17 protein-coding genes are annotated in these 22,741 nt (G+C 73.9%); 14 read left to right on the forward strand and 3 right to left on the reverse strand.

Annotation, left to right across the window (positions count from 1 at the left end; genetic code table 11):
* Positions 1–215: 215 nt before the first annotated feature.
* Together MANAM107_RS10720 and MANAM107_RS10725 are read left to right on the forward strand one after the other, a co-directional pair.
* A complete protein-coding gene (locus MANAM107_RS10720) occupies positions 216–1,040 on the forward strand; it encodes a DUF2189 domain-containing protein (RefSeq protein ID WP_223908210.1) in 825 nt (274 codons plus the stop codon).
* Between the two features lie 161 nt (positions 1,041–1,201).
* Complete coding sequence (locus tag MANAM107_RS10725) at positions 1,202–2,611, forward strand: sodium:proton antiporter (protein WP_223908212.1); 1,410 nt, start codon at positions 1,202–1,204, stop codon at positions 2,609–2,611.
* 40 nt (positions 2,612–2,651) lie between these two features.
* On the opposite strand, the gene MANAM107_RS10730 is transcribed toward MANAM107_RS10725, so the two are convergent.
* The gene (locus MANAM107_RS10730; protein WP_223908216.1) at positions 2,652–3,725 is read right to left on the reverse strand and encodes a DUF3097 domain-containing protein; all 1,074 of its coding nucleotides are present in this window, start codon (positions 3,723–3,725) and stop codon (positions 2,652–2,654) included.
* A gap of 129 nt (positions 3,726–3,854) precedes the next feature.
* On the opposite strand from MANAM107_RS10730, the gene hrcA reads away from it, so the two are divergent.
* Positions 3,855–4,964 carry a heat-inducible transcriptional repressor HrcA gene (hrcA, locus tag MANAM107_RS10735; protein WP_223908219.1) on the forward strand — a complete coding sequence of 370 codons (1,110 nt, stop codon included), beginning with the start codon at positions 3,855–3,857 and terminating at the stop codon, positions 4,962–4,964.
* Positions 4,965–5,018: 54 nt separating this feature from the next.
* Entirely contained in the window at positions 5,019–6,140 is a 1,122-nt protein-coding gene (gene dnaJ, locus MANAM107_RS10740; protein WP_179901238.1) for a molecular chaperone DnaJ, read from the forward strand.
* A 66-nt stretch (positions 6,141–6,206) separates the two neighbouring features.
* Here dnaJ and MANAM107_RS10745 read toward each other — a convergent pair whose 3' ends face one another.
* Positions 6,207–6,992: a YggS family pyridoxal phosphate-dependent enzyme gene (locus MANAM107_RS10745; RefSeq protein ID WP_223908222.1), complete on the reverse strand. Its 786-nt coding sequence runs from the start codon at positions 6,990–6,992 to the stop codon at positions 6,207–6,209.
* A gap of 163 nt (positions 6,993–7,155) precedes the next feature.
* On the opposite strand from MANAM107_RS10745, the gene MANAM107_RS10750 reads away from it, so the two are divergent.
* On the forward strand, positions 7,156–7,962 hold the full coding sequence (locus tag MANAM107_RS10750; protein WP_223908224.1) for a 16S rRNA (uracil(1498)-N(3))-methyltransferase: 807 nt from the start codon (positions 7,156–7,158) through the stop codon (positions 7,960–7,962).
* 63 nt (positions 7,963–8,025) lie between these two features.
* Here the strand turns inward: MANAM107_RS10750 and MANAM107_RS10755 are convergent, their stop codons facing one another.
* Entirely contained in the window at positions 8,026–10,719 is a 2,694-nt protein-coding gene (locus MANAM107_RS10755) for a helix-turn-helix transcriptional regulator (RefSeq protein ID WP_223908226.1), read from the reverse strand.
* Positions 10,720–11,468: 749 nt separating this feature from the next.
* On the opposite strand from MANAM107_RS10755, the gene MANAM107_RS10760 reads away from it, so the two are divergent.
* The 9 genes from MANAM107_RS10760 (at position 11,469) to MANAM107_RS10800 (ending at position 22,652) form a co-directional block, all read left to right on the forward strand.
* Positions 11,469–12,089, forward strand: coding sequence for a TetR/AcrR family transcriptional regulator (locus MANAM107_RS10760; protein ID WP_179900239.1), 621 nt, complete (start codon positions 11,469–11,471; stop codon positions 12,087–12,089).
* Between the two features lie 64 nt (positions 12,090–12,153).
* Complete coding sequence (locus tag MANAM107_RS10765; RefSeq protein ID WP_223908228.1) at positions 12,154–12,972, forward strand: ABC transporter ATP-binding protein; 819 nt, start codon at positions 12,154–12,156, stop codon at positions 12,970–12,972.
* 2 nt (positions 12,973–12,974) lie between these two features.
* The gene (locus MANAM107_RS10770; protein ID WP_223913118.1) at positions 12,975–13,721 is read left to right on the forward strand and encodes an ABC transporter permease; all 747 of its coding nucleotides are present in this window, start codon (positions 12,975–12,977) and stop codon (positions 13,719–13,721) included.
* 64 nt (positions 13,722–13,785) lie between these two features.
* On the forward strand, positions 13,786–14,658 hold the full coding sequence (locus tag MANAM107_RS10775) for an EamA family transporter (RefSeq protein WP_223908230.1): 873 nt from the start codon (positions 13,786–13,788) through the stop codon (positions 14,656–14,658).
* A 134-nt stretch (positions 14,659–14,792) separates the two neighbouring features.
* The gene (locus MANAM107_RS10780) at positions 14,793–15,995 is read left to right on the forward strand and encodes a PhoH family protein (protein ID WP_223908231.1); all 1,203 of its coding nucleotides are present in this window, start codon (positions 14,793–14,795) and stop codon (positions 15,993–15,995) included.
* Positions 15,992–16,450 carry an rRNA maturation RNase YbeY gene (gene ybeY, locus MANAM107_RS10785; protein WP_179900237.1) on the forward strand — a complete coding sequence of 153 codons (459 nt, stop codon included), beginning with the start codon at positions 15,992–15,994 and terminating at the stop codon, positions 16,448–16,450. Before MANAM107_RS10780 ends, ybeY begins: the two co-directional genes overlap by 4 nt.
* Positions 16,447–17,784, forward strand: coding sequence for a hemolysin family protein (locus tag MANAM107_RS10790; protein WP_223908232.1), 1,338 nt, complete (start codon positions 16,447–16,449; stop codon positions 17,782–17,784). The genes ybeY and MANAM107_RS10790 overlap by 4 nt, the downstream gene beginning before the upstream one ends.
* A complete protein-coding gene (era, locus tag MANAM107_RS10795) occupies positions 17,777–18,958 on the forward strand; it encodes a GTPase Era (RefSeq protein ID WP_373314052.1) in 1,182 nt (393 codons plus the stop codon). Before MANAM107_RS10790 ends, era begins: the two co-directional genes overlap by 8 nt.
* A gap of 142 nt (positions 18,959–19,100) precedes the next feature.
* Positions 19,101–22,652 (forward strand): proline dehydrogenase family protein, encoded by a 3,552-nt coding sequence (locus MANAM107_RS10800; RefSeq protein ID WP_223908233.1) that lies wholly within the window; start codon positions 19,101–19,103, stop codon positions 22,650–22,652.
* Positions 22,653–22,741 lie beyond the last annotated feature (89 nt).

Genomic DNA, 22,741 nt, shown 5'->3' on the forward strand with positions numbered 1-22,741 from the left:
CGCGCGCAGTAGGCAGGGGGCTGGCCGGCGGTCGCCCCCGGTGGTACCCCGCGCGGCCACGGCACCAGGAGCAGGCGGAGGGCATCGCCGCGATCCGGCAGGCCCGGGCCTCGCCGGGCCATCCCCCATGGCGACCCGATCGCCCCAGCACGGGATGCGCATAGATCCGGCATTCACCTGCGATTGAGGCCTTACCTGTGGAAGAGTGATGGGCTATGAGTACCTATCCACCCAACCCGCAGTACCCCGACCACGGCCAGCAGCCAGGTGACGGCCAATCCGGCTACGGCGCCCAGCAGCAGCCCGGCTACCCGCCCTACCCCGCGGGAGGAGCCGGCCAACAGGGATATGCCGCCCAGCCCGGATACGGCGCGCCCGGCTATGGCCCGCAGCCCGGCTACGGGGCGCCGGTGGCGCCGCCCAGTGTCGGTGAGGGCCTGTCCTGGGCGTGGTCGGTCGTCACCTCCAATGCCGCGGTCATCCTCGGGGGTTTCGGCCTGTGGACCCTGGTCATCGGCCTGCTTACTGCGCAAATGACCGTCACCATCGACAACGAGGAGGTCACCTACGGCCTGGGCATCCCCTTCGGCCAGCCCGTCGGCTACGTGCTGAGCCTGCTGTCCACCATCGTCTTCGCCCACGTCGGCCTCAAGGCCGCCTCCGGGCAGCGCGTAGCCTTCTCCGACTTCTTCACCTTCCCGAACCTGGGAGGAACCCTGGTTGCAGCCCTCCTGACCTGGCTGGCCGTCGGGGTGGGCACCCTGCTGTGCCTCATCCCCGGGATCATCGCGCTTTTCCTGCTCTACTTCTCCGTGTACGCCGCAGCGGACAGGGGCGTGGACGGCATCGAGGCCATGAAGATCTCCTGGCGGACCCTGAGCGCCAACGTCGGGACGTACCTGCCCTTCGCCCTCACCGGATCCGGCCTCTACCTCCTTGGTGCGGTGACCGCTATCGGCTGGGTCGTCACGGTCCCACTGGTCGCGCTGATGACCGCCTACGCCTACGTGCGCTCCCAGGGCCGCCAGGTGGCGGCCTGATACCGCCGGCCCGGGGCGCCCGGCGCCGTCCTGGCAGCATCGGGCGCCCCGGAGCGCGGCAGGCATCCCGCCCATGGAGCCCGATCGGGCCGATCGGGCCTGAGGATCGCGGGGCGGGCGTAGTGTGGACGCAGGAGCACTGATCGATCAAGGAGACAGCCGTGCACCTGCAATGGTGGTCCGTCCTCCCCTTCGCAGCGATGCTGGCCTGCATCGCCGTCCTGCCCCTCATCCCCGCCACGGCGCACCACTGGGAGCGCCGCCCCACCCAGCTGGGGGTGGCCCTGGCCCTGGGACTGCCCGTGGCGGCCTGGATGGGCCTGGCCGGGGGCTGGCAGGTGGTCCTGGCCTCGGTGGTGGAGTACCTGCAGTTCATCAGTCTGCTGCTGTCCCTGTTCGTGGTCTCGGGGGGCATCTTCCTCAAGGGCGACATCAAGGCCACCCCCCGCAACAACACGGTCTTCCTGGCCGTGGGGGGCCTGGTGGCCTCCTTCATCGGCACCACCGGGGCCGCCATGCTCCTCATCCGCCCGCTGCTGGCCACCAACCGGGAGCGCTGCTACCGCGTCCACACGGTGCTGTACACGATCTTCATCGTGGCCAACTGCGGCGGCCTGCTCACGCCCCTGGGCGACCCGCCCCTTTTCCTGGGCTTCCTGCGAGGGGTGCCCTTCACCTGGACCCTCACGCTGCTGCCGCAATGGCTCTTCGTCAACTGCCTGCTGCTGCTGGGCTACTACGCCCTGGACTCCTACTACTACTCGCGCGAGCCGGTGGCCGCCGTCGAGGCCGACGACACCCAGATCGAGCCGCTGGGGCTGCGCGGAGCCCTCAACTTCGCGCTCTTCGCCGTCATCATCGCCGCGGTGGCCCTGGCCCCCTCCGTGGACGCCCACGCCATCGAGGCCGGGCACACCACGGCGGGGGACTGGCTGCCGCTGCGCGAGATCATCATGCTCGCCGCCGCGGCGGCCTCCTACCTGCTGACCGACCGCGGGATCCGCTTCGGGGACAACCAGTTCACCTGGGGGCCCATCACCGAGGTCGCCGCCCTGTTCATCGGGATCTTCCTGACCATGATCCCGGCCCTGCACTACCTGGACGAGGTGGCCGGGAGCCTGCCGCTGAACCGGATCACCTTCTTCGTCTTCACCGGGGGGCTGTCCTCGGTGCTGGACAACGCCCCCACCTACGTCACCTTCTTCGAGATGGCCGGGCAGGTGCCCCACCCCGGCGGGCCGAGCGTGGCGGGCGTGCCCGAGGCCTACCTGGTGCCCATCTCCCTGGGCGCGGTGCTGTGCGGGGCCATCACCTACATCGGCAACGGCCCCAACTTCATGGTCAAGTCCGTGGCGGAGGCCGACGGCGTGCAGATGCCCACCTTCGGCTTCTACATCCTGCGCTCCTTCCAGCACCTGGTCCCGGTCATCACCGCCATGGTGCTGCTCTTCCTCGCCCAGGGCGCGCTGTGGAGGGCCCTGGGGGCAGCGCTGGTGGCGGCCCTGCTGCTGCGCGACGCCCTGCTGCTCATGCGCGCACGCCGCCTGGAGCTGGCCGCCCCCGCGGTGTGAGCGGCCGCGTGGGCCGCTACCGGGGAGGCTTCTGGGGCCGCTACCGGGTGCCCGGGGCGGTGACGAAGTCGATGAGCTCCTCCATGCGCCCCAGCAGGCTGGGCTCCAGGTCCTTGTAGGAGCGCACGGTGGCCAGGATCCGCTGCCAGCCCCGGGCGATATCGGCCTGGTCGGCATGCGGCCAGCCCAGGGCCTCAAGGGTGCCGTGCTTGATGTCGATGCCGCGCGGGACCTCGGGCCAGCGCTCCAGGCCCAGGCGCTCGGGCTTGACCGCCTGCCACACATCCACATACGGGTGGCCCAGCACCAGCACATTGTCCCCGCCGGGCATGGAGCGCACCTGCTCGGCGATGCGCCACTCCTTGGAGCCGGCCACCAGGTGGTCCACCAGCACGCCGGCCCGCCGCTGGGGGCTGGGGGCGAAGTCCTCCAGGACGGCCGCCAGGTTGTCCACGCCCTCGAGCATGAGGACCACCACGCCCTCATGGCGCAGGTCGTCGCCCCAGACCCTCTCGACCAGCTCGGCATCATGCCTGCCCTCCACCCAGATGCGCGAGGCGCGCGCGACCCGGGCCCGCTCGCCCTCCACCGCATAGGAGCCCGAGGCCGTCAGCCGTCGCCCGGCGGCGCTGCGCGGCCCGGCCGGCGGGCGAGGGCGCGCCACCGGCGGGTCCAGGATCACCGGCCGGCCCTCGAACCAGAAGCCCGGCCCCAAGGGGAAGGCCCGCCTGGTGCCGTGGCGGTCCTCCAGGACCACCAGGTGCTGGCCGCCGGACTTCTCCACCGCCACGGCCGCCCCCACGAAACCGGTGCGGCGGTCCTCGACCACCATGCCCCGCGCCACGGGCATGGTCACCGAGGCGGGGCGCACGGCGTGGGGGCCACTGCGGTGGGGGTCGGCGGACAGCACATCCCCGCCGTAGCGGTCCGAGGCGGAGGGGCGGCGGGCCGCCTGCCCGGCGTCGCCGCCCCGGGCCCCTCGGCGCCCCTGCCGGCCCTGCTGGCCCTGCGGGGACTGGCCGGCGGACTGCTCGGCCCGGGCGCGCAGGGCGGCGCGGCGAGCGGCGGTGCTTCCGGGGACGGGCGGGCGGTAGGGCGTGTTCACCCTCGGCACGGTAGGGGAACCTCACGGCTCACCACCCTCTGACCCGCCGATCCACGGCGTAGGATGGCACTCACAGCCCGGGAGTGCTAAGCGCTCATCGCCTCCCGGGCGCGGGCGCGAGGGAGGAAGGAGGCGCCCATGGCCGATGACAGGCGCCTCAAGGTGCTCTCAGCGATCGTCACCGACTACGTGCGCAACCGCGAGCCGGTGGGCTCCAAGGCCCTGGCCGAGCGCTACCGGCTGGGCGTGTCCCCCGCGACCATCCGCAACGACATGGCGGCCCTGGAGGACGAGGGCTACATCCTCCAGCCCCACACCTCCGCCGGGCGCGTGCCCACCGAGAAGGGCTACCGCCTCTTCGTCGACCAGGTGGCGCGCATCAAGCCCCTCTCGGCACCCGAGCGCAACGCCATCACCGCCCTGCTGGAGGACGCCGTCGACCTGGAGCAGGTGGTGGCCCGCACCGTGCGGGCCCTGGCCCAGCTCACCGGCCAGCTCGCCATCGTGGAGTACCCCAGCCTCAAGCTCGCCGCCCTCCAGCACCTGGAGCTGGTGGCGCTCAGCCCCACCCGGCTCCTGCTGGTCATCATCACCGACACCGGCCGCGTCGAGCAGCGCACCATCGCCCCCGGTCACCCGGCCGCCGTGCCGCTGCAGCCCGAGGGCCCCGAGGTCATCGGCCTTCCCTACCTCATCGACCCCGCGCTCCTGGATCGCCTGCGCACCCGGCTCAACACCGCCCTGGTGGGGCGGCGTGCCGCCGAGGCCGCCCCCATCCTGGCCTCCCTGGCCGAGCAGGCACCCCCAGACGAGCGGCCCCTGCTCGAGGCCGTCGCCGAGGCCCTGGTCGAGGCCCTGAGCCCCGACGCCGAGGAGCGCCTCGTCGTCGCCGGCACCGCCAATCTGGCCCGCTCCACCCCCGACTTCGCCTCCATCGGCCCCCTGCTGGACGCCATCGAGGAGCAGGTGGTGCTCCTGCGCCTGCTCAGCTCCGAGCAGGACCCCCGCCGGGAGTCCGATGAGGGCGTGCGCGTGAGCATCGGCTCGGAGAACCGCGACGACGCCCTGGCCGAGGCCTCCGTCGTCACCACCGTCTACGGCCCGCGCAGCGGGGACGTGGTCGCCCACCTGGGCGTCATCGGCCCCACCCGCATGGACTACCCCGCCACCATGGCCGTTGTGCGCGCCGTGGCCCTCTACCTCTCCCGATTCCTGTCCCCACCCGAGAGCCAGGACCCGGCCCCCTAGACCGCGGCTCCGTGATCACCAGACCACCCAGAAGCAGACGAAGGAACACCTGACGTGAGCAACTACTACGAGGTGCTGGGCGTGAGCCGCGACGCCAGCGCCGAGGAGATCAAGAGGGCCTACCGCAAGAAGGCCCGCCAGCTGCACCCCGACGTCGCCGGTCCCGGGCACGAGGAGGAGTTCAAGGAGGTCTCCACCGCCTACGAGGTCCTCTCCGACGCCGACAAGCGCCAGATGTACGACCTGGGCGGGGAGGACGCCCTGCGCGGGGGAGGCTTCGGCGGCGGCTTCGCAGGGGCCGACTTCGGGGACCTGGGCGGTATCTTCCAGTCCTTCTTCGGCGGCGCCGCCGGCACCCGCGGCCCCGCCTCGCGCGCCCGCCGGGGCCAGGACTCCCTGGTCGCCGTCGAGGTCGAGCTCTCCGACGTCGCCTTCGGGGCCACCCGCACCATCCCCGTGGACACCTACGCCACCTGCACCACCTGCGGGGGCTCCTGCTGCGCCCCGGGCACCGAGCCCGTCACCTGCTCGCAGTGCAACGGCACGGGCACCATCCAGCGCATGACCCGCACCCTGCTGGGCCAGGTGATGACCGCCTCGCCCTGCCCGGGCTGCCAGGGATACGGCACCGTCATCGTCACCCCCTGCAAGGACTGCTCGGGGGAGGGGCGCAGGCATGTGCGCCAGGACCTGGAGGTCTCCATCCCCGCCGGGGTGTCCACCGGCACCCGCATCCGCATGTCGGGCCGCGGCGAGGCCGGCCCCGCCGGCGGCCCCCACGGCGACCTCTACCTGGAGATCCACGAGAAGCCCCACGAGTTCCTCGAGCGCGACGGCGACGACCTGTACACCGAGCTGCGCGTGCCCATGACCGCCGCCGCCCTGGGCGCCTCCTTCACCCTCCAGACCCTCGACGGCGACCGGCAGGTCACCGTCAGGGCCGGCAGCCAGCCCGGCGACGAGGTCGTCCTCGACGGCCTGGGGGTGGGGCGCCTGCGCCGCAAGGGCCGCGGCGACCTGCACGTGTCCATCGTCGTGGAGACACCCACCCGCCTGGACGACAAGCAGCGCCAGCTCCTGGCCGAGCTGGCCCGCCTGCGCGGCGAGGACGACGTCGCCCCCGCCAAGGATGAGGGCGTCATGGGCAAGCTCAAGGAGCGCTTCTCCGGGCGCTGAGCTGCGGGGCCGCCTGACGGGCCACGCGCACTGCCGAGGGCCCCGCACCCGGGGCGGCCGCGGTACTCAGGCGGGTGGGCCCTGCTCGGGCCGGCCGTGGGAGTCGGGCGTGGCGCGGGCCCCGAAGATCGCCTGCCCCACCCGCACGCAGTCCGAGCCCTCCTCGATCGCCAGCTCCAGATCGCCGCTCATGCCCATCGACAGCAGGCCCGGGCCCACCGTGCCCTCCGCCAGGGCCGCCTCGCGCAGCTCGCGCATGAGCCGGAAGCAGGCGCGTACGCGCTCGCAATCATCGGTGCGCGCCGCCAGGGTCATCAGGCCCTGGACCCGCAGGGCGGGGTAGTCGGCCAGGGCCTCGAGGAAGGCGGGCAGCTCCTGCGGCTCCAGGCCGGACTTGGAGGCCTCGCCCGAGGAGTTGACCTGCACGTAGACCTCCAGTGTGCGCCCGGCCGCCTCCAGGCGGCGCTGGAGGGCCTGGGCCAGGCGCAGGGAGTCCAGGGCCTGGAACTCATCGGCGAAGGAGGCGGCATCGCGCGCCTTGTTGGTCTGCAGGTGCCCGATGAGCGCCCAGTGGATCCCCAGGTCCGCCAGGCCCCGGCTCTTGCGCAGCCCCTCCTGGACCTTGTTCTCACCCATCTGGGTGATGCCCGCGGCGAAGGCCGTCCGCAGGCGCTCCTCGGGCACGGTCTTGGACACCGGCAGCAGGCGGATGGCCTGGGGATCGCGGCCCGCCCGCCGGGCGGCCTCGGCGATGCGGTGGCGCACCGCCCTCAGACTGCGGGAGAGGTCCTCGGGCGTGACGGCGGTGGGGACGGGGGCGCCGGTAGGCGCGGAGTCCGGGGGCTGGGTCATGGGCTATGACGCTACACCCGCGGCGCACCTACGGCGCGAGGCCGGCGCGGTGCGGGACTGGTGCGGGGTGAGACCGGAGTCACGACGATGCCGCCGTGCCCCACCGACACCATGGCCCCAGCGCCGCACCCTGCGGGGCGCGCTCGCCCCGTAGGCTGGAGGCGTGAGCGCCCCCGTCTTCATCCTCACCCCCCAGACCACCACCCCGGCTGTCGGCCAGGCCATTGCCTCGGGCGCCGAGCTCGTGCTCACCGGCCCCGAGGCCCGCCACGCCCTGACCGTGCGGCGCCTGCGCGCCGGCGAGCGGGTGGATCTGGTCGACGGCGCCGGGCTGCGCCTGCGCTGCCTGGTCACCAGCCCCGGGGCGAGCGCCAAGGATCGGCTGGGGGTGCGCGTCGTCGAGCGCGTGGAGGAGCCGGCCCCGCCGGTGGCCCTCACCCTCATCCAGGCCCTGGCCAAGGGCGGGCGCGATGAGCAGGCGGTGGAGACCGCCACCGAGGTGGGCGTGGAGGCGATCCTGCCCTGGCAGGCCTCGCGCTGCGTGTCCCTGTGGCAGGGCCCCAAGCGGGACAAGGGCCGCCAGCGCTGGCAGAACACCGCTCGGGAGGCCGCCAAGCAGGCCCGTCGCGCCGTCATCCCCACGGTGGAGGCGCCCCACTCCACCGCTGAGCTGGCCGCCCGGGTGCGCCGGTGCGTCGCCGACGGCGGCGTCGTCGCCGTCCTGCACGAGGAGGCGACAGTGCCCCTGGCCTCCCTGCCCGCACCGGCGCCCCGCGATGAGCCCGGGGCACCGCGGCCGGTGCTGGCCGTCGTCGTCGGCCCCGAGGGCGGGATCACCGATGAGGAGATCGCGGCCCTGGAGCAGGCCGGGGCGGTGACGGTCCGGCTGGGGCCCCACATCATGCGCACCGCCTCGGCGGGCCCGGTGGCCCTGGCCGTCCTGGCCCAGCGCCAGGGCCTGTGGGGCTGAGAGACCCCGGCGGTGCTCGGCTCCTCCCCGCGCCTGCTCGGTGCCGCCTCTACTCGGCCGCTCCTACTCGCTGAGGCGCTTGATGACGGTATGCGCGCTCGAGCCCGGCACCGGGGCGTAGACCACCACGTGGCTGCCGTCGTCGTCCATGTACAGGATCCGGTAGGGCAGCTCGATGAGGCCCAGGAGCGGATGGTTGATGGTCTCGGTGCCCTCATTGGCCAGGCGCTGGGGCGTGGTCTCCGACCACATGCGCCCGAAGTCCCGGCTGGCGGTCATGAGCGCGCCCACGGTGCTGATGACCTCGGGGTCGTCGGGGTGCTGCTCGGCCATGAGGCTCAACTCGCTGATCGCCGTGGAGACCACGAGCGGCCAGTCCGGCCAGAACCCGCGGGCCGTCTCGCCTCCCACCAGGGCGAACTCCAGGAGGTTGACGTGCTGGCCGTGCCCGCCGCTCCACTGCAGGACCGGGGCGTACAGCTGCGAGCCACTGCGGTTGGCCGCCAGGATGCCCAGGGTGCGGCTGCGCAGCAGCGCGGGCATGTCGAAGGTCTCCAGGAACTGTGCCAGGGCGGGCTTGGGCGACTGGGCCCGCTGCTGGCCGGGTGCCGCCACCTGCTGACCAGTGATGGCCTGCTGCTGACCGGTGATGGCCGGATGCTGGCCGGTCGCCGCCTGCTGCTGGGCCGTCGGGGCGGGACCGACCGGCCCGACGGGTGAGGCCGCCGCCGGCGGGGATGCCTGGGCCGCGGGGAGGGCGGGGGCCGACTGGAGGGCGGGGGCCGACTGGAGGGCCTGAGGCGAGGGGAGCTGCTGGGCCTGCGCCGATGCGGGCAGGGCCTGGATCTGCTGGATCCCCTGGGGACCGGTCTGCTCGGGGGCCGTCGGGTAGCCGATGGGTGCAGTCGCGGAGGCCAGGGGCGCCGCCCCCGGGGCAGCAGCGCCCTGGGGGGACTGGGGCACTTGCGGCTGAGGGCCGGTCATGCCGGGCTCGCGGGCGTGGGCGAAGGCAGCGCGCAGCTCATCAGGCGCCATGCCCTGGGCCGGGACCCGCTCCATCTGAGCGGACTGGGCCGACTGTGCCGAGTAGGCGGACTGCGCTGAGTAGGCCGACTGCGCCGACGGCGTCGAGCGGGCTGAGGGGGCCGAGGAGCCGGGCGGCCCTGAGGGCCCGGATTGCTCCGGCGACCCAGCCGGACCGGGCCGGGCGAATCGGGCCGCAGGAGCGGTGGCGGGCGCCGCCGACGGCGTTGGACCGGGCTGGGGCTGGGCCGCCTGGAACTGGGCCGACGCGGCCGACGCGGCGCCTGCGGGTGCGGGCAGCGCGGGCGAGGGCCGTGCCGGGCCCGCCTGCGTCTCAGGCGCCTGCATGCCGGGCATCCGCGCAGGGCGGCCGGGATTCGAGACGGCGGCGGTTGCCGAGGGACGCAGACCGGGCCAGCGGTCCGAGTGCTCCCAGACCTCCGGGGCCGCGGGCTGGTCCTGAGAGGCGACCCGCGGCTGGGATCCGGTGTGCTGCGCTGAGAGCGGCGCGGCGTGGACCGGCTGAGGCTGGACCTGCTGAGACTGGGCGGGCTGTGCCTGGTCGTTCTGGGCGGCGCTGGCGGGCCCGGGCTGGGAGATGGTAGGGATCGCATCCCAGGTGCTGTGCTCCGCGGAGGACCCGGCCACCGGCTGGGGGAGCAGTGAGGCCGGATCGGGGGATGCCGGCAGGGCCTCCGGGGAGGGCGTGCGGGGCGGGAGCGCCGCAGGCGAGGCCTGCGGCTCCGATGAGGCCAGGGAGGACCACTGGCCGGTCTGGGCGGAGGGTGCGGACAGCGGCGCGGCCGATGCGGCCGACAGGGGAGCGGCCGAGGGCGCGGACAGCGGTGCCGCCGAGGGCGCCGATAGCGGCGCCGACAAGGAGTCCGACGCCGGCGCGAGGGGCAGCGACTCCGCGGAGCGGGCCGACAGCGGGGCGGTCAGGGGTGCGGACAGCGGATCGGAGGCCTCCGAGGCGGTCCCGGGCTGGGGGGAGGTCAGGGGCGCCGTCAGCGGCTCGGACCACGAGCCGGTCTGGGCCGATGCGGGGGAGGAGCCGGGCGGGGAGCCGATGCGGGAGGGGGCCGAGGCCGGTGCGGGCTGCTCGGGTACGGAGCCGGTCTGCGTGGACGGCGTCGGCCGGCTCCCAGGCAGGTGACTGCCGTGATTCCCGGCTGCCTGAACTCCTGTTGCCGGGGTCCAGACGGCCTGTGGCCCGGTGGGCTGGGTCCGGGAGGACAGGGAGAAGGAGAAGGGGGCCTCGGCCTGCGCGGGCGCATCCGTGGAGGTGCCCGCCGGGGCCTCCGCCGAGACCGCCGGGACGACGGGGGACTGGCTGGTGGCGGGCACCGTGCCGTAGCCGATATCCCGGGTGGCCTGAGCCGGCTGCTCCGGGATCGCGGTCACCGGCGCCGATGCGGCCACCGCCCCCTGCTCGGGTGCCGAGCCGGGGGAGGCATCCAGGCCCGGGGAGGCGGAGTCGGTTGCGGCCGAGGCCCGGTGCCGTCCGGTGGCCTGGGCCGATGCGGCAGGAGCGTCTGGCCTGACCTCATAGACATCGCGCAGCCGCGTCGCCAGCTCCTGGCGGTATTCGCCCTCAAGATGGAGGGCGCGGGCGATCCGGTCCTCCAGCTCGGCCGGGATCGGTGTCTCCAGGAGCCCACGCTCAAGATCGGCGTAGTAGTCCGTGTCGACCCCGAGCACGGCGGCGAGCTCGTCGCGTCGGATACTGGGCACGCGCCGCGGAGAGCTGCTATGGGCCAGGCCTGCCGCGGCCGGGGAGGTCCCTTTGCGGCAGTCCACAAGAAAACTGTACAAACTGGCCCGTGCTTTGACCTTGTCGTACATGACGACCACCATAAGTGCTCCCAGGCCCCGGGGGATAGGTTTCGGCCCCTGGCGTGCACGTCCGCTCAGTGAGCATGGCCCCGCCGGCCCGCCACGGCACCCGGCACGCCGCTGTGATCGACCTGTGATATCCGTGGGATCACACAAGAAAACTGCTGAGCCGGCTCGGGTGCCCTCGTCCTGGTAGGGGCGTGAGGCGGGTGTGCTGCGAGTTCCCGCCATCACGAGGTAGGACCTTGGTCCCGTGGTGTGGCGGGCGACGCATGCCTCAGCCGGACGGTGCGCGCGGACGGAGGCGGGTGGCTGTGGGTGAAGGGCTGTGGGGTGAAGGGCTGTGAGCGGCCCGCGGAGCGCCTCATGACCGAGCGGGGCGGGCGGTGGCAGAGTCGGGGTCTCCGGTGGCGTGGATGCCCGACGGTGTGCGGGCGGCCGGAGCGATGCGGTGGCGGTGGGCGGCCGGCGTCGGATCGTGCAAGCAGACGAGGAAATGAGGTGCGGAAGGTGTCAGGAGCGGTCAGGCGGTGCGGGGTCGGGATGCAGCGCCGGTGGTGGCGGGGCGGAGCTGGAGGGGGCCTCCGTGCGGTGTGCGGTGCTGGTGATGCGGCCGGCGCGGTGCGGGCCCTGGTGTGGGGGCGCCGGTGAGCCCCCGCGGCCGGCGCCCGGCCGGCGCCCCCGACGCGCGCCAGGCCATCCTGGACTCGGCCCGCACCGCCTTCGCGCGGGATGGCTACCGGGCCTCCCTGCGGGCGGTGGCGCGCGAGGCCGGTGTGGACCCCGCCCTGGTCCACCACTACTTCAAGGACCGCTCCGCCCTGTTCCTGGAGGCGGTGGTGGTCAATGAGGCGGGCGCGCGCCTGGATATCCACGAGCGCCTGGCCGACGTCGTCGCCCTGCCCGATGACGAGCTCGGCGAGGGGATCGTGCGCGCCTTCGTCTCCCTGTGGGACGGAGTGGGCGGCGAGCGCTTCGCCGCGGTGCTGCGCGCGGCGGTCGAGGCGGACGAGACCCTGGGGGCCTTCCGGGAGTTCCTGGCCGAGGGGGTGCTCTCGGTGCTCGCGCAGCGCCTGAGCGGTGACCGCCCCCGGCTGCGGGCCCAGCTCATCTCCAGCCAGCTGCTCGGGCTGGGCCTGACGCGCTGGGTGGCGCGCATGGATGAGCTCGGCCCGCTGGGCCTGGAGGAGGTGGTCGCCGTCGTGGGGCCCACCATCCAGCGCTACGCGGTGGGCGACCTTCCCGCGCTCTCACCGCCCCGGACCTGACCGGCCCGGGCTGGTCCCTCGATATGCCCTGGACGTGGAGCGTGACACCCTCTATATTCATCACATGATGAAAAACGAGATGGGAGGAGCGCCTGCCGGCTCCGCCTGCCCCGGGGCCGGCGGCTGCCGGGGCATCGTGGCGCAGGCCGCCGTCGAGGCCGAGGGGCTCACGGTCAGCCGTGGGGGGAGCGAGATCCTGCACGGCCTGGATCTGGCGATCCGGCCGGGAACGATCACAGGGCTGCTGGGTCCCTCGGGCTGCGGCAAGACCACGCTCATGCGCACGCTGGTGGGCGTCCAGCGCTACTCGGGGCGGGCGCGGGTCCTGGGGCACGCCCCCGGGGCCCGTGCCGCGCGCGGGCGCATCGGCTATGTCACCCAGGACCTCGCGGTCTACAAGGACCTCACCGCGCGCCAGAACATCAGCTACTTCGCGGCCCTGGCGGGGGATCGCGCCCGCGGCGTCGAGGAGGTCCTGGCGGAGGTGGGGCTGGAGGCGATCGCCGACCGGCCCGTGACCAGCTACTCCGGCGGGCAGGCCGGGCGCGTGAGCCTGGCCTGCGCCCTGGTGGCCAATCCCGACCTGCTGGTCATGGATGAGCCGACCGTCGGCCTGGATCCGGTGACCCGCGAGGACCTGTGGGCCGCCTTCCGCGCCATGGCCCGGGCCGGGGCGGCCCTCCTGGTCTCCAGCCACGTCATGGATGAGGCCTTCCGCTGCGACCAGGTGCTCCTCATGCGCCAGGGGCGCATCCTGGCAGCCACCACGGCCCAGGACCTCCTGGCCAGCACCGGCCAGGAGACGATCGACGCCGCCTTCCTCGCCGTCATCCGGCAGTCCGGTGCTGGACAGGAGAACAAGGATCAGGAGGAGGGCCGATGAGGCTGAGCCTGCGCACCTACCTGGCCACGACCGGCCGCATCCTGGCCCAGCTGCGGGCCGACCGCCGCACCGTGGGCCTCATCGCGGTGGTGCCCGCCCTGCTGCTGACCCTGCTGTACTTCGTCTACCACGACTACCCGGGGGCCGACCTGCTGTTCAACCGGATCGCGGTCTCGATGATGGCGATTCTGCCCATGGTGGTGATGTTCCTGGTCACCAGCGTGGCCATGCTGCGCGAGCGCACGGGCGGCACCCTGGAGCGGCTGTGGACCACCCCCGCGCACCGCACCGACCTGCTCTTCGGCTACGCCACCGCCTTCGCCCTGACCGCGGTGGGCCAGTCCCTCATCCTGTGCGCCGTGGCGGCCTGGGGGCTGGAGGTGCGCATCGAGGCCGCCTGGGGCTGGGTGGTGCTCAGCTCCCTGATCAACGCCCTGGTGGGCGTGTCCCTGGGGCTGGTGGTCTCGGCCTTCGCCCGCACCGAGTTCCAGGCCGTGCAGTTCATGCCGGTGGTCATCGCGCCCCAGCTGTTCCTGTGCGGGCTGCTGGTGCCCCGCGACCAGCTGCCGCGGGCCCTGGAGGTGATCAGCGACGTGCTGCCCATGAGCTGGTCGGTGGACGCCGTGGGCCAGCTGACCGCCCACGCCGAGGTCACCGGCGACTACCTGCGGAACCTGGCCTGCCTGGTGTGCCTCGCCCTGGTGGTGCTGGCTGTGGCGGCCATGACGATCCCGCGCCGGACCCGCTGAGACCGACCTGCTTCTCCGGTCCCGCCCCGCCGTCCCGGCCGCGTCGTGGGCTTAGGGTGTCCTTATGTGGATGCTCTTCGCCTGCGGCGCAGCCTTCTTCGCCGGGGTGACGGCCGTGCTGGCCAAAGCCGGGATCCGGCACACGGACTCCACGGTGGCCACGGCGCTGCGCACTCCGGTGGTGCTGGCGGGGGCCTGGGCGATGGTGCTGCTGGTGGGCTCGCAGGACTCGCTGGGACGGGCCGATGCGCGCAGCCTGGTGCTGCTGGTGCTCTCGGGCCTGGCCACGGGCGCCTCCTGGCTGTGCTACTTCCGGGCGCTCCAGCTGGGGGAGGTCTCCAAGGTGGTGCCGATCGACAAGATGAGCACCGTGATGACCGTGCTGCTCGCCGTGGTGCTGCTGGGGGAGGGGCTGAGCCCGGCCGGCGGCGCGGGCGTGGCGCTCATGACGGCCGGCACCCTGCTCATGCTGGAGCGCGACGATCTGCGGGCCCTGCCCCACGCGCTGCGCGGCGGCGGGGGCTGGCTGGTCTACGCCCTGGGGTCGGCGGTCTTCGCGGCCCTGACGGCGGTGCTGGGCAAGGCCGGCATCGTGGGGGTGGAGCCGAGCCTGGGCACCGCGGTGCGCACCGCGGTGGTGCTGGTGATGGCCTGGGCGCTGGTCCTGGCAACGGGCAAGTGGGGGGAGGTCAGGCGGGTGCCGCGCGGCGAGCTGGGCTGGGTGCTGGCCTCGGGGGCGGCCACGGCGGCCTCCTGGCTGTGCTTCTACCGCGCCCTGCAGGAGGGCCCGGCGAGCGTCGTGGTGCCGATCGACCGCTTGAGCGTGCTGGTGACAGTCGCCTTCTCCGCCCTCGTGCTGCACGAGCCCGTGGGCCGGCGCTACCTGGTGGGCCTGGCCCTGCTCGTGGCCGGGACCCTGGCGCTGGTGGCCGCCTGAGCCCCGCACCGCCCCCGTGGCACATCTTCAACGCCGGCCCCGACCGCATCATGCGGAAAAGTCGCAGTCCGCTGCTCCGCGGGCCTCTGAAGATGTGCAGCAGGAGCGCTGCCCGGCCCGCTAGGATCGGCTCGATGACCAACGCGCCCATCGACCCAGGAGCGCCGTCCCCGACGCCGCAGACCACCTCCAGCCCCGCGCGGGATGCCGCCCGCGTGCCCGACGCGCCCGCCGACCCGGCCACCGGCGGGGCCGACCGGGTCGTGCGCACCCTCTCCCTGCCCGCGGACCTGGCCCCCGTGGCCTTCCTGGGGGCCCGCGACGAGGTGCTGCGCGCCATCGAGAAGGGCTTCCCCGACCTCGACATCCACGTGCGCGGCACCTCCGTGACCGTCACCGGCCCCGCCGAGCGCGTCGAGACCGTCATCGTCCTCATCTCCGAGCTCATCGACGTCGCCCGCACCGGCGCGCCGCTGACCGCCGACGCCGTGGAGCGGGCCATCGGCCTGCTGGAGGCGGCCACCCGCCCCACCGAGGTCCTCACCGAGGGCATCCTCACCTCCCACGGGCGCACCGTGCGGCCCAAGTCCCTGGGGCAGAAGGCCTACACCGACGCCATCGACCAGGCCACCATCACCTTCGGCATCGGCCCGGCCGGCACCGGAAAGACCTACCTGGCCATGGCCAAGGCCATCGATGCCCTGGCCCGCAAGCGGGTCTCGCGCATCATCCTCACCCGCCCCGCCGTCGAGGCCGGCGAGAACCTGGGCTTCCTGCCCGGCTCCCTGACCGACAAGATCGACCCCTACCTGCGCCCCCTCTACGACGCCCTGCACGACATGCTCGAGCCCGAGGCCCTGCCCCGGCTCATGGCCGCCGGGACCATCGAGGTCGCCCCCCTGGCCTACATGCGCGGGCGCACCCTCAACGACGCCTTCGTCATCCTCGATGAGGCCCAGAACACCACCCCCGAGCAGATGAAGATGTTCCTCACCCGCCTGGGCTTCGGCTCCACCATGGTGGTCACCGGGGACACCACCCAGGTGGACCTGCCCGGCGGGCGCCCCAGCGGACTGGTCACCGTCCAGCGCATCCTCCAGGGCGTGGAGGGCATCGCCTTCTGCGAGCTGGGCAGCGCCGATGTCGTGCGCCACCGCCTGGTGGGCCGCATCATCGAGGCCTACGCCCAGGACGAGGCCCAGCGCGCGGCTCAGGAGGCCCAGCGCGCCGCCCGCGCCGGCAGGGCCCGCCCCGAGCGCTCGGGGCACCGCCCCCGGGCCCGCACCACCGCGGGCCCGCGCCCCTCCACCCACCGCAGCGACAGGAGCCGCGCATGACCACCGAGGTCAACAACGAGACATCCGTGCACATCGACGCCGCGGAGTTCACCGCCCTGGCCGACCACGTGCTGCGCGCCATGCACGTCAACCCCGCCGCCGAGCTCAACATCCTGTTCATCGACCCCGAGCCCATGGCCGAGCTCCACATGCGCTGGCTGGACCTGCCCGGCCCCACCGATGTCATGAGCTTCCCCATGGACGAGCTGCGCCCCGGTGCCCCCGGCGCCCAGACGCCCGCCGGCACCCTGGGCGATATCGTGCTGTGCCCGCAGGTGGCCGCCGAGCAGGCCCTCAAGGCGGGCCACTCCGCGGTGGAGGAGATGCTGCTGCTGACCACCCACGGCATCCTCCACCTCCTGGGCTTCGACCACGCCGAGCCCGAGGAGCGCAAGGAGATGTTCGACCTCCAGCGCAAGCTGCTCCTGACCTTCCTGGCGGAGCGGCGCGCGTGAGCGGCATCCCCGTCGCTCCCCTCATCTCCTGCGCCGTGGTCGTCCTGGGCCTGGGGGCCCTGCTGTCCGCGGGGGAGGCAGCCCTGGGGCGCTTCACCCGGGCCGCCGCCGAGGACCTGGTGGAGGAGGGGCGCCGCGGGGCCCGGCGCGTGCAGGACCTGGCCCGGCGCCGGGGCCCGGTGCTGGCCGCCGTCGGCGTGGCGCGCATCGCCGTGGACATGCTGGCCGCCGTCCTGACCACCCTGGCCGTCTCCGGGCTGGTGCACCGCTGGTGGCTGGTGCTGGCCGCGGCGGTGGTCCTCAACATCCTCCTGCTGGGCCTGGTGGTGGGCCTGTCCCCGCGCACCTACGGCCAGCGCCACCCCGCCGCCACCCTGCTGGCCCTGGGCCCCCTGCTGGTCTGGGTCGATGCGGCCGCCCGGCCCTGGCAGCGCCTGGCCTCCCGCCGCCTCCGCGGCGCTCCGCCCACCGACGCCGAGGCGGCCGAGGCGGTCACGCAGGACCTGCGCGAGATGATCGATGAGGTCGGCGAGCCCGAGACCATCGAGGACGAGGACCGCCAGATGCTGCGCAGCGTCGTCGAGCTGGGCCAGACCCTCGTGCGCGAGGTCATGGTCCCGCGCACCGACATGGTCACCATCGAGGCCCTCAAGCCGGCCTCGGCGGCGATGCGCCTGTTCGTGCGCTCGGGCTACTCGCGCGTGCCGGTCATCGGGGAGGACGCCGACGACGTGCGCGGCCTGCTCTACCTCAAGGACGTCCTGCGGCGCCTGGCGGCCCACCCCGAGCATGAGGAGCTGCCGGTCTCGGCCTTCGTGCGCGAGGCCGAGTACGTGCCCGAGACCAAGCCGGCCGACGACCTGCTGCGCGAGATGCAGACCGGCCGCTTCCACATGGCCCTGGCCGTCGACGAGTACGGGGGCACCGCCGGGCTGGTGACCATGGAGGACCTCCTGGAGGAGGTCGTGGGCGAGCTCACCGACGAGCACGACCCCGAGCTTCCCGAGCCCGAGCCGGTCGGCCCCGGGGTCTACCGCGTGCCCGCGCGCCTGGGCCTGGACGAGCTCGGCGCCCTGTTCGATCTGGAGATCGACGACGACGACGTCGAGACCGCCGGCGGCCTGCTGACCAGGGCCATCGGCCGTGTCCCCCTGCCCGGCGCCACCGGGGACATCCAGGGGCTTAGGCTGACGGCCGGGGAGGTCGCCGGGCGGCGCCGCCAGGTCGCCTCCCTGCTGGTCTCCCGCATCCCCGAGGCCGATCCCGACGACCGCCCCGCCTGCGAGCCCCACGACGCCCACGACCCCGCGCACGACAAGGACACCGATGACTAGGACGCACGACAGCCACGAGACCAGCCCGGAGCCCGTGGGCACCGACGGCCCTGAGCGGGATGCCGAGCGCCCCGGGCCCCCGGCGGGCTTCCGCTTCCCCTCCGACGCCGAGCTCATGGACGGCCCCAACGCCCTGGAGGACGACTGGGAGGACGGTGACGACGGCGGCGACGGTGATGACGACGGTGAGTGGCCCGAGGGCCCCGGGGGCCTGCCGGCCTCGGCCCGTGTGGAGGTGAGCATCCCGGACTACCCCGAGGACTTCCGGGCGGGCTTCGCCTGCCTGGTGGGGCGCCCCAACGCGGGCAAGTCCACCCTGACCAACGCCCTGGTGGGCACCAAGGTGGCCATCACCTCCGGGCGCCCCCAGACCACGCGCCACAATGTGCGCGGCGTGGTCCACCGCGAGGGCGCCCAGCTGGTGCTGGTCGACACCCCCGGCATGCACCGGCCCCGCACCCTGCTGGGCAAGCGCCTCAACGACCTGGTGCGCCAGACCCTGGCCGATGTCGACGTCGTGGCCCTGTGCATCCCGGCCGATGAGAGGATCGGGCCCGGCGACCGCTTCATCGCCCGGGACCTGGCCGATCTGCGCAGGCCCGTGGTGGCCGTGGTCACCAAGGCCGACAAGGTCTCGCGCCAGGACCTGGCCGCCCAGCTGCTGGCCGTCGACGCCCTGGGGGAGTGGGCCGACATCGTGCCGGTCTCGGCGGTGAGCGGCGAGCAGATCGGGACCCTGGAGGAGGTGCTCATCAAGCACCTGCCCCTGTCCCCGCCCCTGTACCCCACCGGGGAGATCACCGATGAGCCCCAGGAGGTGATGATCGCCGAGCTGGTCCGGGAGGCCGCCCTGGAGGGGGTGCGCGAGGAGCTGCCCCACTCCCTGGCCGTCGTGGTCGATGAGATCGCCGACCCCAGTGACACCACCCGCGAGGCCGGCCTGGTCAAGGGCGCGGGCCAGCGGCTCCAGGTGCGCATCTCCCTGGTGGTCGAGCGCGACTCCCAGAAGGCCATCATCATCGGCAGGGGCGGCTCGCGCCTCAAGGAGGTGGGTGTCAAGGCGCGCCGGGGCATCGAGGAGCTGGTGGGCCGCAAGGTCTACCTCGATCTGCATGTGCGCACCGCCAAGGACTGGCAGTCCGACCCCAAGGCCCTGGCCCGCCTCGGGTTCTGAGGCCATCGGGGCGGATCGTGTCGCGGCCCGGCTGTGCTTCGGCGCGGTCATGGCGCACACTGGGACTCATGAACTCGTGGGCCGCCGCGGCAGGCCCATCGGTCCTGGCCACCCTCCTGACGCACAAGAATGGGAGTGCACTATGACAACGACGTCACCTCACACCGGCCCTGAGCCCGCCCCCGGGCGCCCGGCGCCCGGAGCCTGCCCCGCCGAGCTGTGGGATCTTGGCGCCCGGGCGGTGGCCCGCGCCCGCATCTGGGCGGATGCCTCAGCCCATGAGCCGGTGCCCCGCACGGCCGAGCTCCTGTCGCGCATCCTGGCCGACCCCGATGGCCTGGAGTTCACCACGCGCTTCGTCGACGACGTCGTGCGGCCCGCCGACCTCGACGTGGCCGGGCGGGCCCTCCAGCGCCTGGCCGCTGGGCGCACCGGCTTCCTGCCCCCGGCGCTGTCGGCGGCCATGGGCCTGGGCGGGCTCGCCTCGCGCCTGGCCCCCTCGGCGGTGGCGGCCATCGCCCGGCGCACCTTCCGCGAGCTGGTCGGCGACCTGGTGGTCGACGCCACCGAGCGGGGGCTGGGCCCGGCCCTGGCCCGCCTGCGCAAGGGCGGCAACCGGCTCAACGTCAACCTGCTGGGCGAGGCGGTCCTGGGCGAGCAGGAGGCGGGGCGCCGCCTGGCCGATGTCGCCGACCTGGTGGCCCGCGAGGACGTCGACTACGTCTCGGTCAAGGTCTCGGCGGTCACCGGTCCCCACAACCCGTGGGGCTTCGATGAGGTGGTGGCCCACGGCGTGGAGGTCCTCACGCCCCTGTACCGCCTGGCCCGCGACCACGGCACCTTCCTCAACCTGGACATGGAGGACTACAAGGACCTCGACCTGACCCTGGCGGTCTTCACCGCCATCCTGGACCAGGAGGACCTGGCCGGCTATGAGGCCGGCATCGTCCTGCAGGCCTACCTGCCCGACTCCCTGGCCGCGATGCAGCGCCTCCAGCAGTGGGCGACCGCCCGCGTGGACGCCGGCGGCGCCCGCATCAAGGTGCGCGTGGTCAAGGGCGCCAACCTGGCCATGGAGGCCGTCGATGCCCAGATCCACGGCTGGCAGATGACCACCCTGCCCTCCAAGCAGGCCACCGACACCAACTACAAGCGCATCCTGGACTGGGCGATGACCCCCGAGCGCACCCGGAGCATCCGCCTGGGCGTGGCCGGCCAGAACCTGTTCGACATCGCCCTGGCCTACGAGATGCGCGCCGAGCGCGGCCTGGAGGACGGCGACGCCGTGGAGTTCGAGATGCTCTCGGGCATGGCCACCGGCATCCAGGAGGTCGTGCGCCGCGACGTGGGTCACCTGCTCCTCTACGTCCCGGTGGTCTCGCCCACCGAGTTCGATGTGGCCATCGCCTACCTGGTGCGGCGCCTGGAGGAGAACGCGGCGCCGGCCAACTTCATGTCCGGGGTCTTCGACATCGCCACCGATGAGGCGGTCTTCACCCGGGAGCGCGACCGCTTCCTGGCGGCCCTGGCCGACGTCGATCCCTCCGCGCCCCTGCCCACGGCCCGTCGCGATCAGGACCGCCTGGCCGAGCAGGAGGCGGGCCTGCCGCCCATGGACGCCGAGCCGCGCCCCTTCGCCGCCACCCCCGACTCCGACCCGTCCCTGGCCGCCAACCGGCGCTGGGCCCGCCAGATCGCCGCGGCGGTGCCCACCTCCCAGCGCGGCGTCCAGGCCGTGGCCTCCGGGGCGGCTCGCCTGGCGACCGCCGAGGCCGTCGACGCCGCCGTCGAGCTCCTGCGCGACTCGGCCCCCGCCTGGGCCGGGCTCGGCGCCACGGAGCGGGCCGCCATTCTCAACCGGGTCGGCGACGTGCTGGCCGTGCGCCGCGGCGAGCTCATCGAGGTGGCGGCCTCCGAGGCGGGCAAGACCATCGACCAGGCGGACCCCGAGGTCAGCGAGGCCATCGACTTCTGCCGCCACTACGCCGAGATGAGCCTGTGCCTGGAGGACCCCGACTACCTGGCCGGGGCGCGCTTCGTCCCCTCGCGCCTGACCGTGGTGGCCTCGCCCTGGAACTTCCCCCTGGCCATCCCCACCGGGGGCGTGGCCGCGGCCCTGGCCACGGGAAGTGCCGTCATCCTCAAGCCCGCGCCGCCGGCCAAGCGCTGCGCCGCCGAGCTCGTGGCGGCCTTCCACGAGGCGGGCGTGCCCCAGGACGTCCTCATGCTGGCGCCCATCGAGGACGGCGAGGTCTCCCAGCACCTGGTCACCCATGAGGGCGTGGACCGGGTCATCCTCACCGGCTCCTACGACACCGCCCGGCTCTTCCGCTCCTGGAGGCCGGACATGCACCTGCTGGGGGAGACCAGCGGGAAGAACGCCATCATCGTCACCCCCTCGGCCGACCCCGACCTGGCCGTGCGCGACACGGTGGCCTCCGCCTTCGCCCACGCCGGGCAGAAGTGCTCGGCCTCCTCGCTGCTCATCCTCGTGGGCTCGGCCGGGCGCTCGGAGCGCATCGCCCGCCAGCTCGTGGACGCCACCGCCTCGCTGCGCGTGGCCGCCCCGGAGAGCCTCGACGCCCAGGTGGGGCCCGTCGTCGTGCCCGATGAGCCCAAGGCCCTGCGGGGCCTGACCACCCTGGGCGCCGGCGAGCACTGGGTGCTGCGCCCCCAGCACCTGGGCGGTGGCCTGTGGCGCCCCGGCATCCGGGCGGGGGTCAGGCCCGGCAGCGAGTACCACCTGACCGAGTACTTCGCCCCCGTCCTGGGGGTCATGCGCGTCGACACCCTCCAGGAGGCCATTGACGCGGTCAATGCGGTGGACTACGGCCTGACCTCGGGGCTGCAGACCCTCGACGCCGAGGAGCTGGCCCTGTGGCTGGAGCAGGTCGAGGCCGGCAACCTCTACGTCAACCGCGGCATCACCGGGGCGATCGTGCGGCGCCAGCCCTTCGGCGGCTGGAAGCGCTCGGCCATCGGCTCGACCACCAAGGCCGGGGGCCCCAGCTACCTGCTGGGGCTGGGCGACCTCGTGGCGGGGGACCGGGACGGGGCGCGGGCCGAGGGCCAGGCCTCCCCGGCGGTCGAGGGCCTCTACGACGCCGCGCGCCACGAGCTGTCCCACGAGGACCTGGCCTTCCTGCGCGGCGCCCTGGCCGCTGATGCCCGGGCCTGGGATGAGGCCTACGGCCGGGCCGTGGATGTCACCGGCCTGCCCTGCGAGCGCAATGTGCTGCGCTACCGGCCCGGCCCGGCCGTGGTGCGCGCCGAGGCGGGCACCGCCCCGGTGGACCTGGTGCGCGTCATGGCCGCGGCGGTCCTGTCCGGTGCCCCGGTGCGCCTCTCGACGGATCAGCCGCTGAGCCCCGGCCTGGGCGGGGCGCTGGCGGGCGCCGGCGTCGAGGTGGTGGTCGAGGCACCGGTGGTCTGGCAGGCGCGCCTGGCCGACCTGGCCGCCTCCGGGGAGCTGGGCGTGCGGGTGCGCCTCCTGGGGCCGCGCGATCAGAGCGCCGAGGCGCGGTGGGACGAGGCCTCCCGGATCACCGGGGGCAGCCCGGATGTGGCCCTGTACACCGGGGAGGTGACGGCCTGCCCGCACAGCGAGCTGCTGCCCTTCCTGCACGAGCAGTCGGTGTCGGTCACCAGCCACCGCTTCGGCACCCCCTTCGACATCGCCGAGGGGCTGCTGTAGTCCCGGCCTCGGCCTTGTCGGGCGCTTGCCGCCGGCCCCCGCCGCCCCGGATCCCTCGGGTGCGGCGGGGGCCGTGCACGTGGTGACGG

This window comes from Actinomyces capricornis (assembly GCF_019974135.1).
In the GTDB taxonomy this organism is placed as follows: domain Bacteria; phylum Actinomycetota; class Actinomycetes; order Actinomycetales; family Actinomycetaceae; genus Actinomyces; species Actinomyces capricornis.

Coding starts and splice junctions, on each gene's coding strand:
- MANAM107_RS10720 (WP_223908210.1), top strand. CDS start 216: ATGAGTACCTATCCACCCAACCCGCAGTACCCCGACCACGGCCAGCAG.
- hrcA (WP_223908219.1), top strand. CDS start 3,855: ATGGCCGATGACAGGCGCCTCAAGGTGCTCTCAGCGATCGTCACCGAC.
- MANAM107_RS10745 (WP_223908222.1), bottom strand. CDS start 6,992: ATGACCCAGCCCCCGGACTCCGCGCCTACCGGCGCCCCCGTCCCCACC.
- MANAM107_RS10765 (WP_223908228.1), top strand. CDS start 12,154: ATGATGAAAAACGAGATGGGAGGAGCGCCTGCCGGCTCCGCCTGCCCC.
- MANAM107_RS10775 (WP_223908230.1), top strand. CDS start 13,786: ATGTGGATGCTCTTCGCCTGCGGCGCAGCCTTCTTCGCCGGGGTGACG.
- MANAM107_RS10780 (WP_223908231.1), top strand. CDS start 14,793: ATGACCAACGCGCCCATCGACCCAGGAGCGCCGTCCCCGACGCCGCAG.
- ybeY (WP_179900237.1), top strand. CDS start 15,992: ATGACCACCGAGGTCAACAACGAGACATCCGTGCACATCGACGCCGCG.
- era (WP_373314052.1), top strand. CDS start 17,777: ATGACTAGGACGCACGACAGCCACGAGACCAGCCCGGAGCCCGTGGGC.
- MANAM107_RS10800 (WP_223908233.1), top strand. CDS start 19,101: ATGACAACGACGTCACCTCACACCGGCCCTGAGCCCGCCCCCGGGCGC.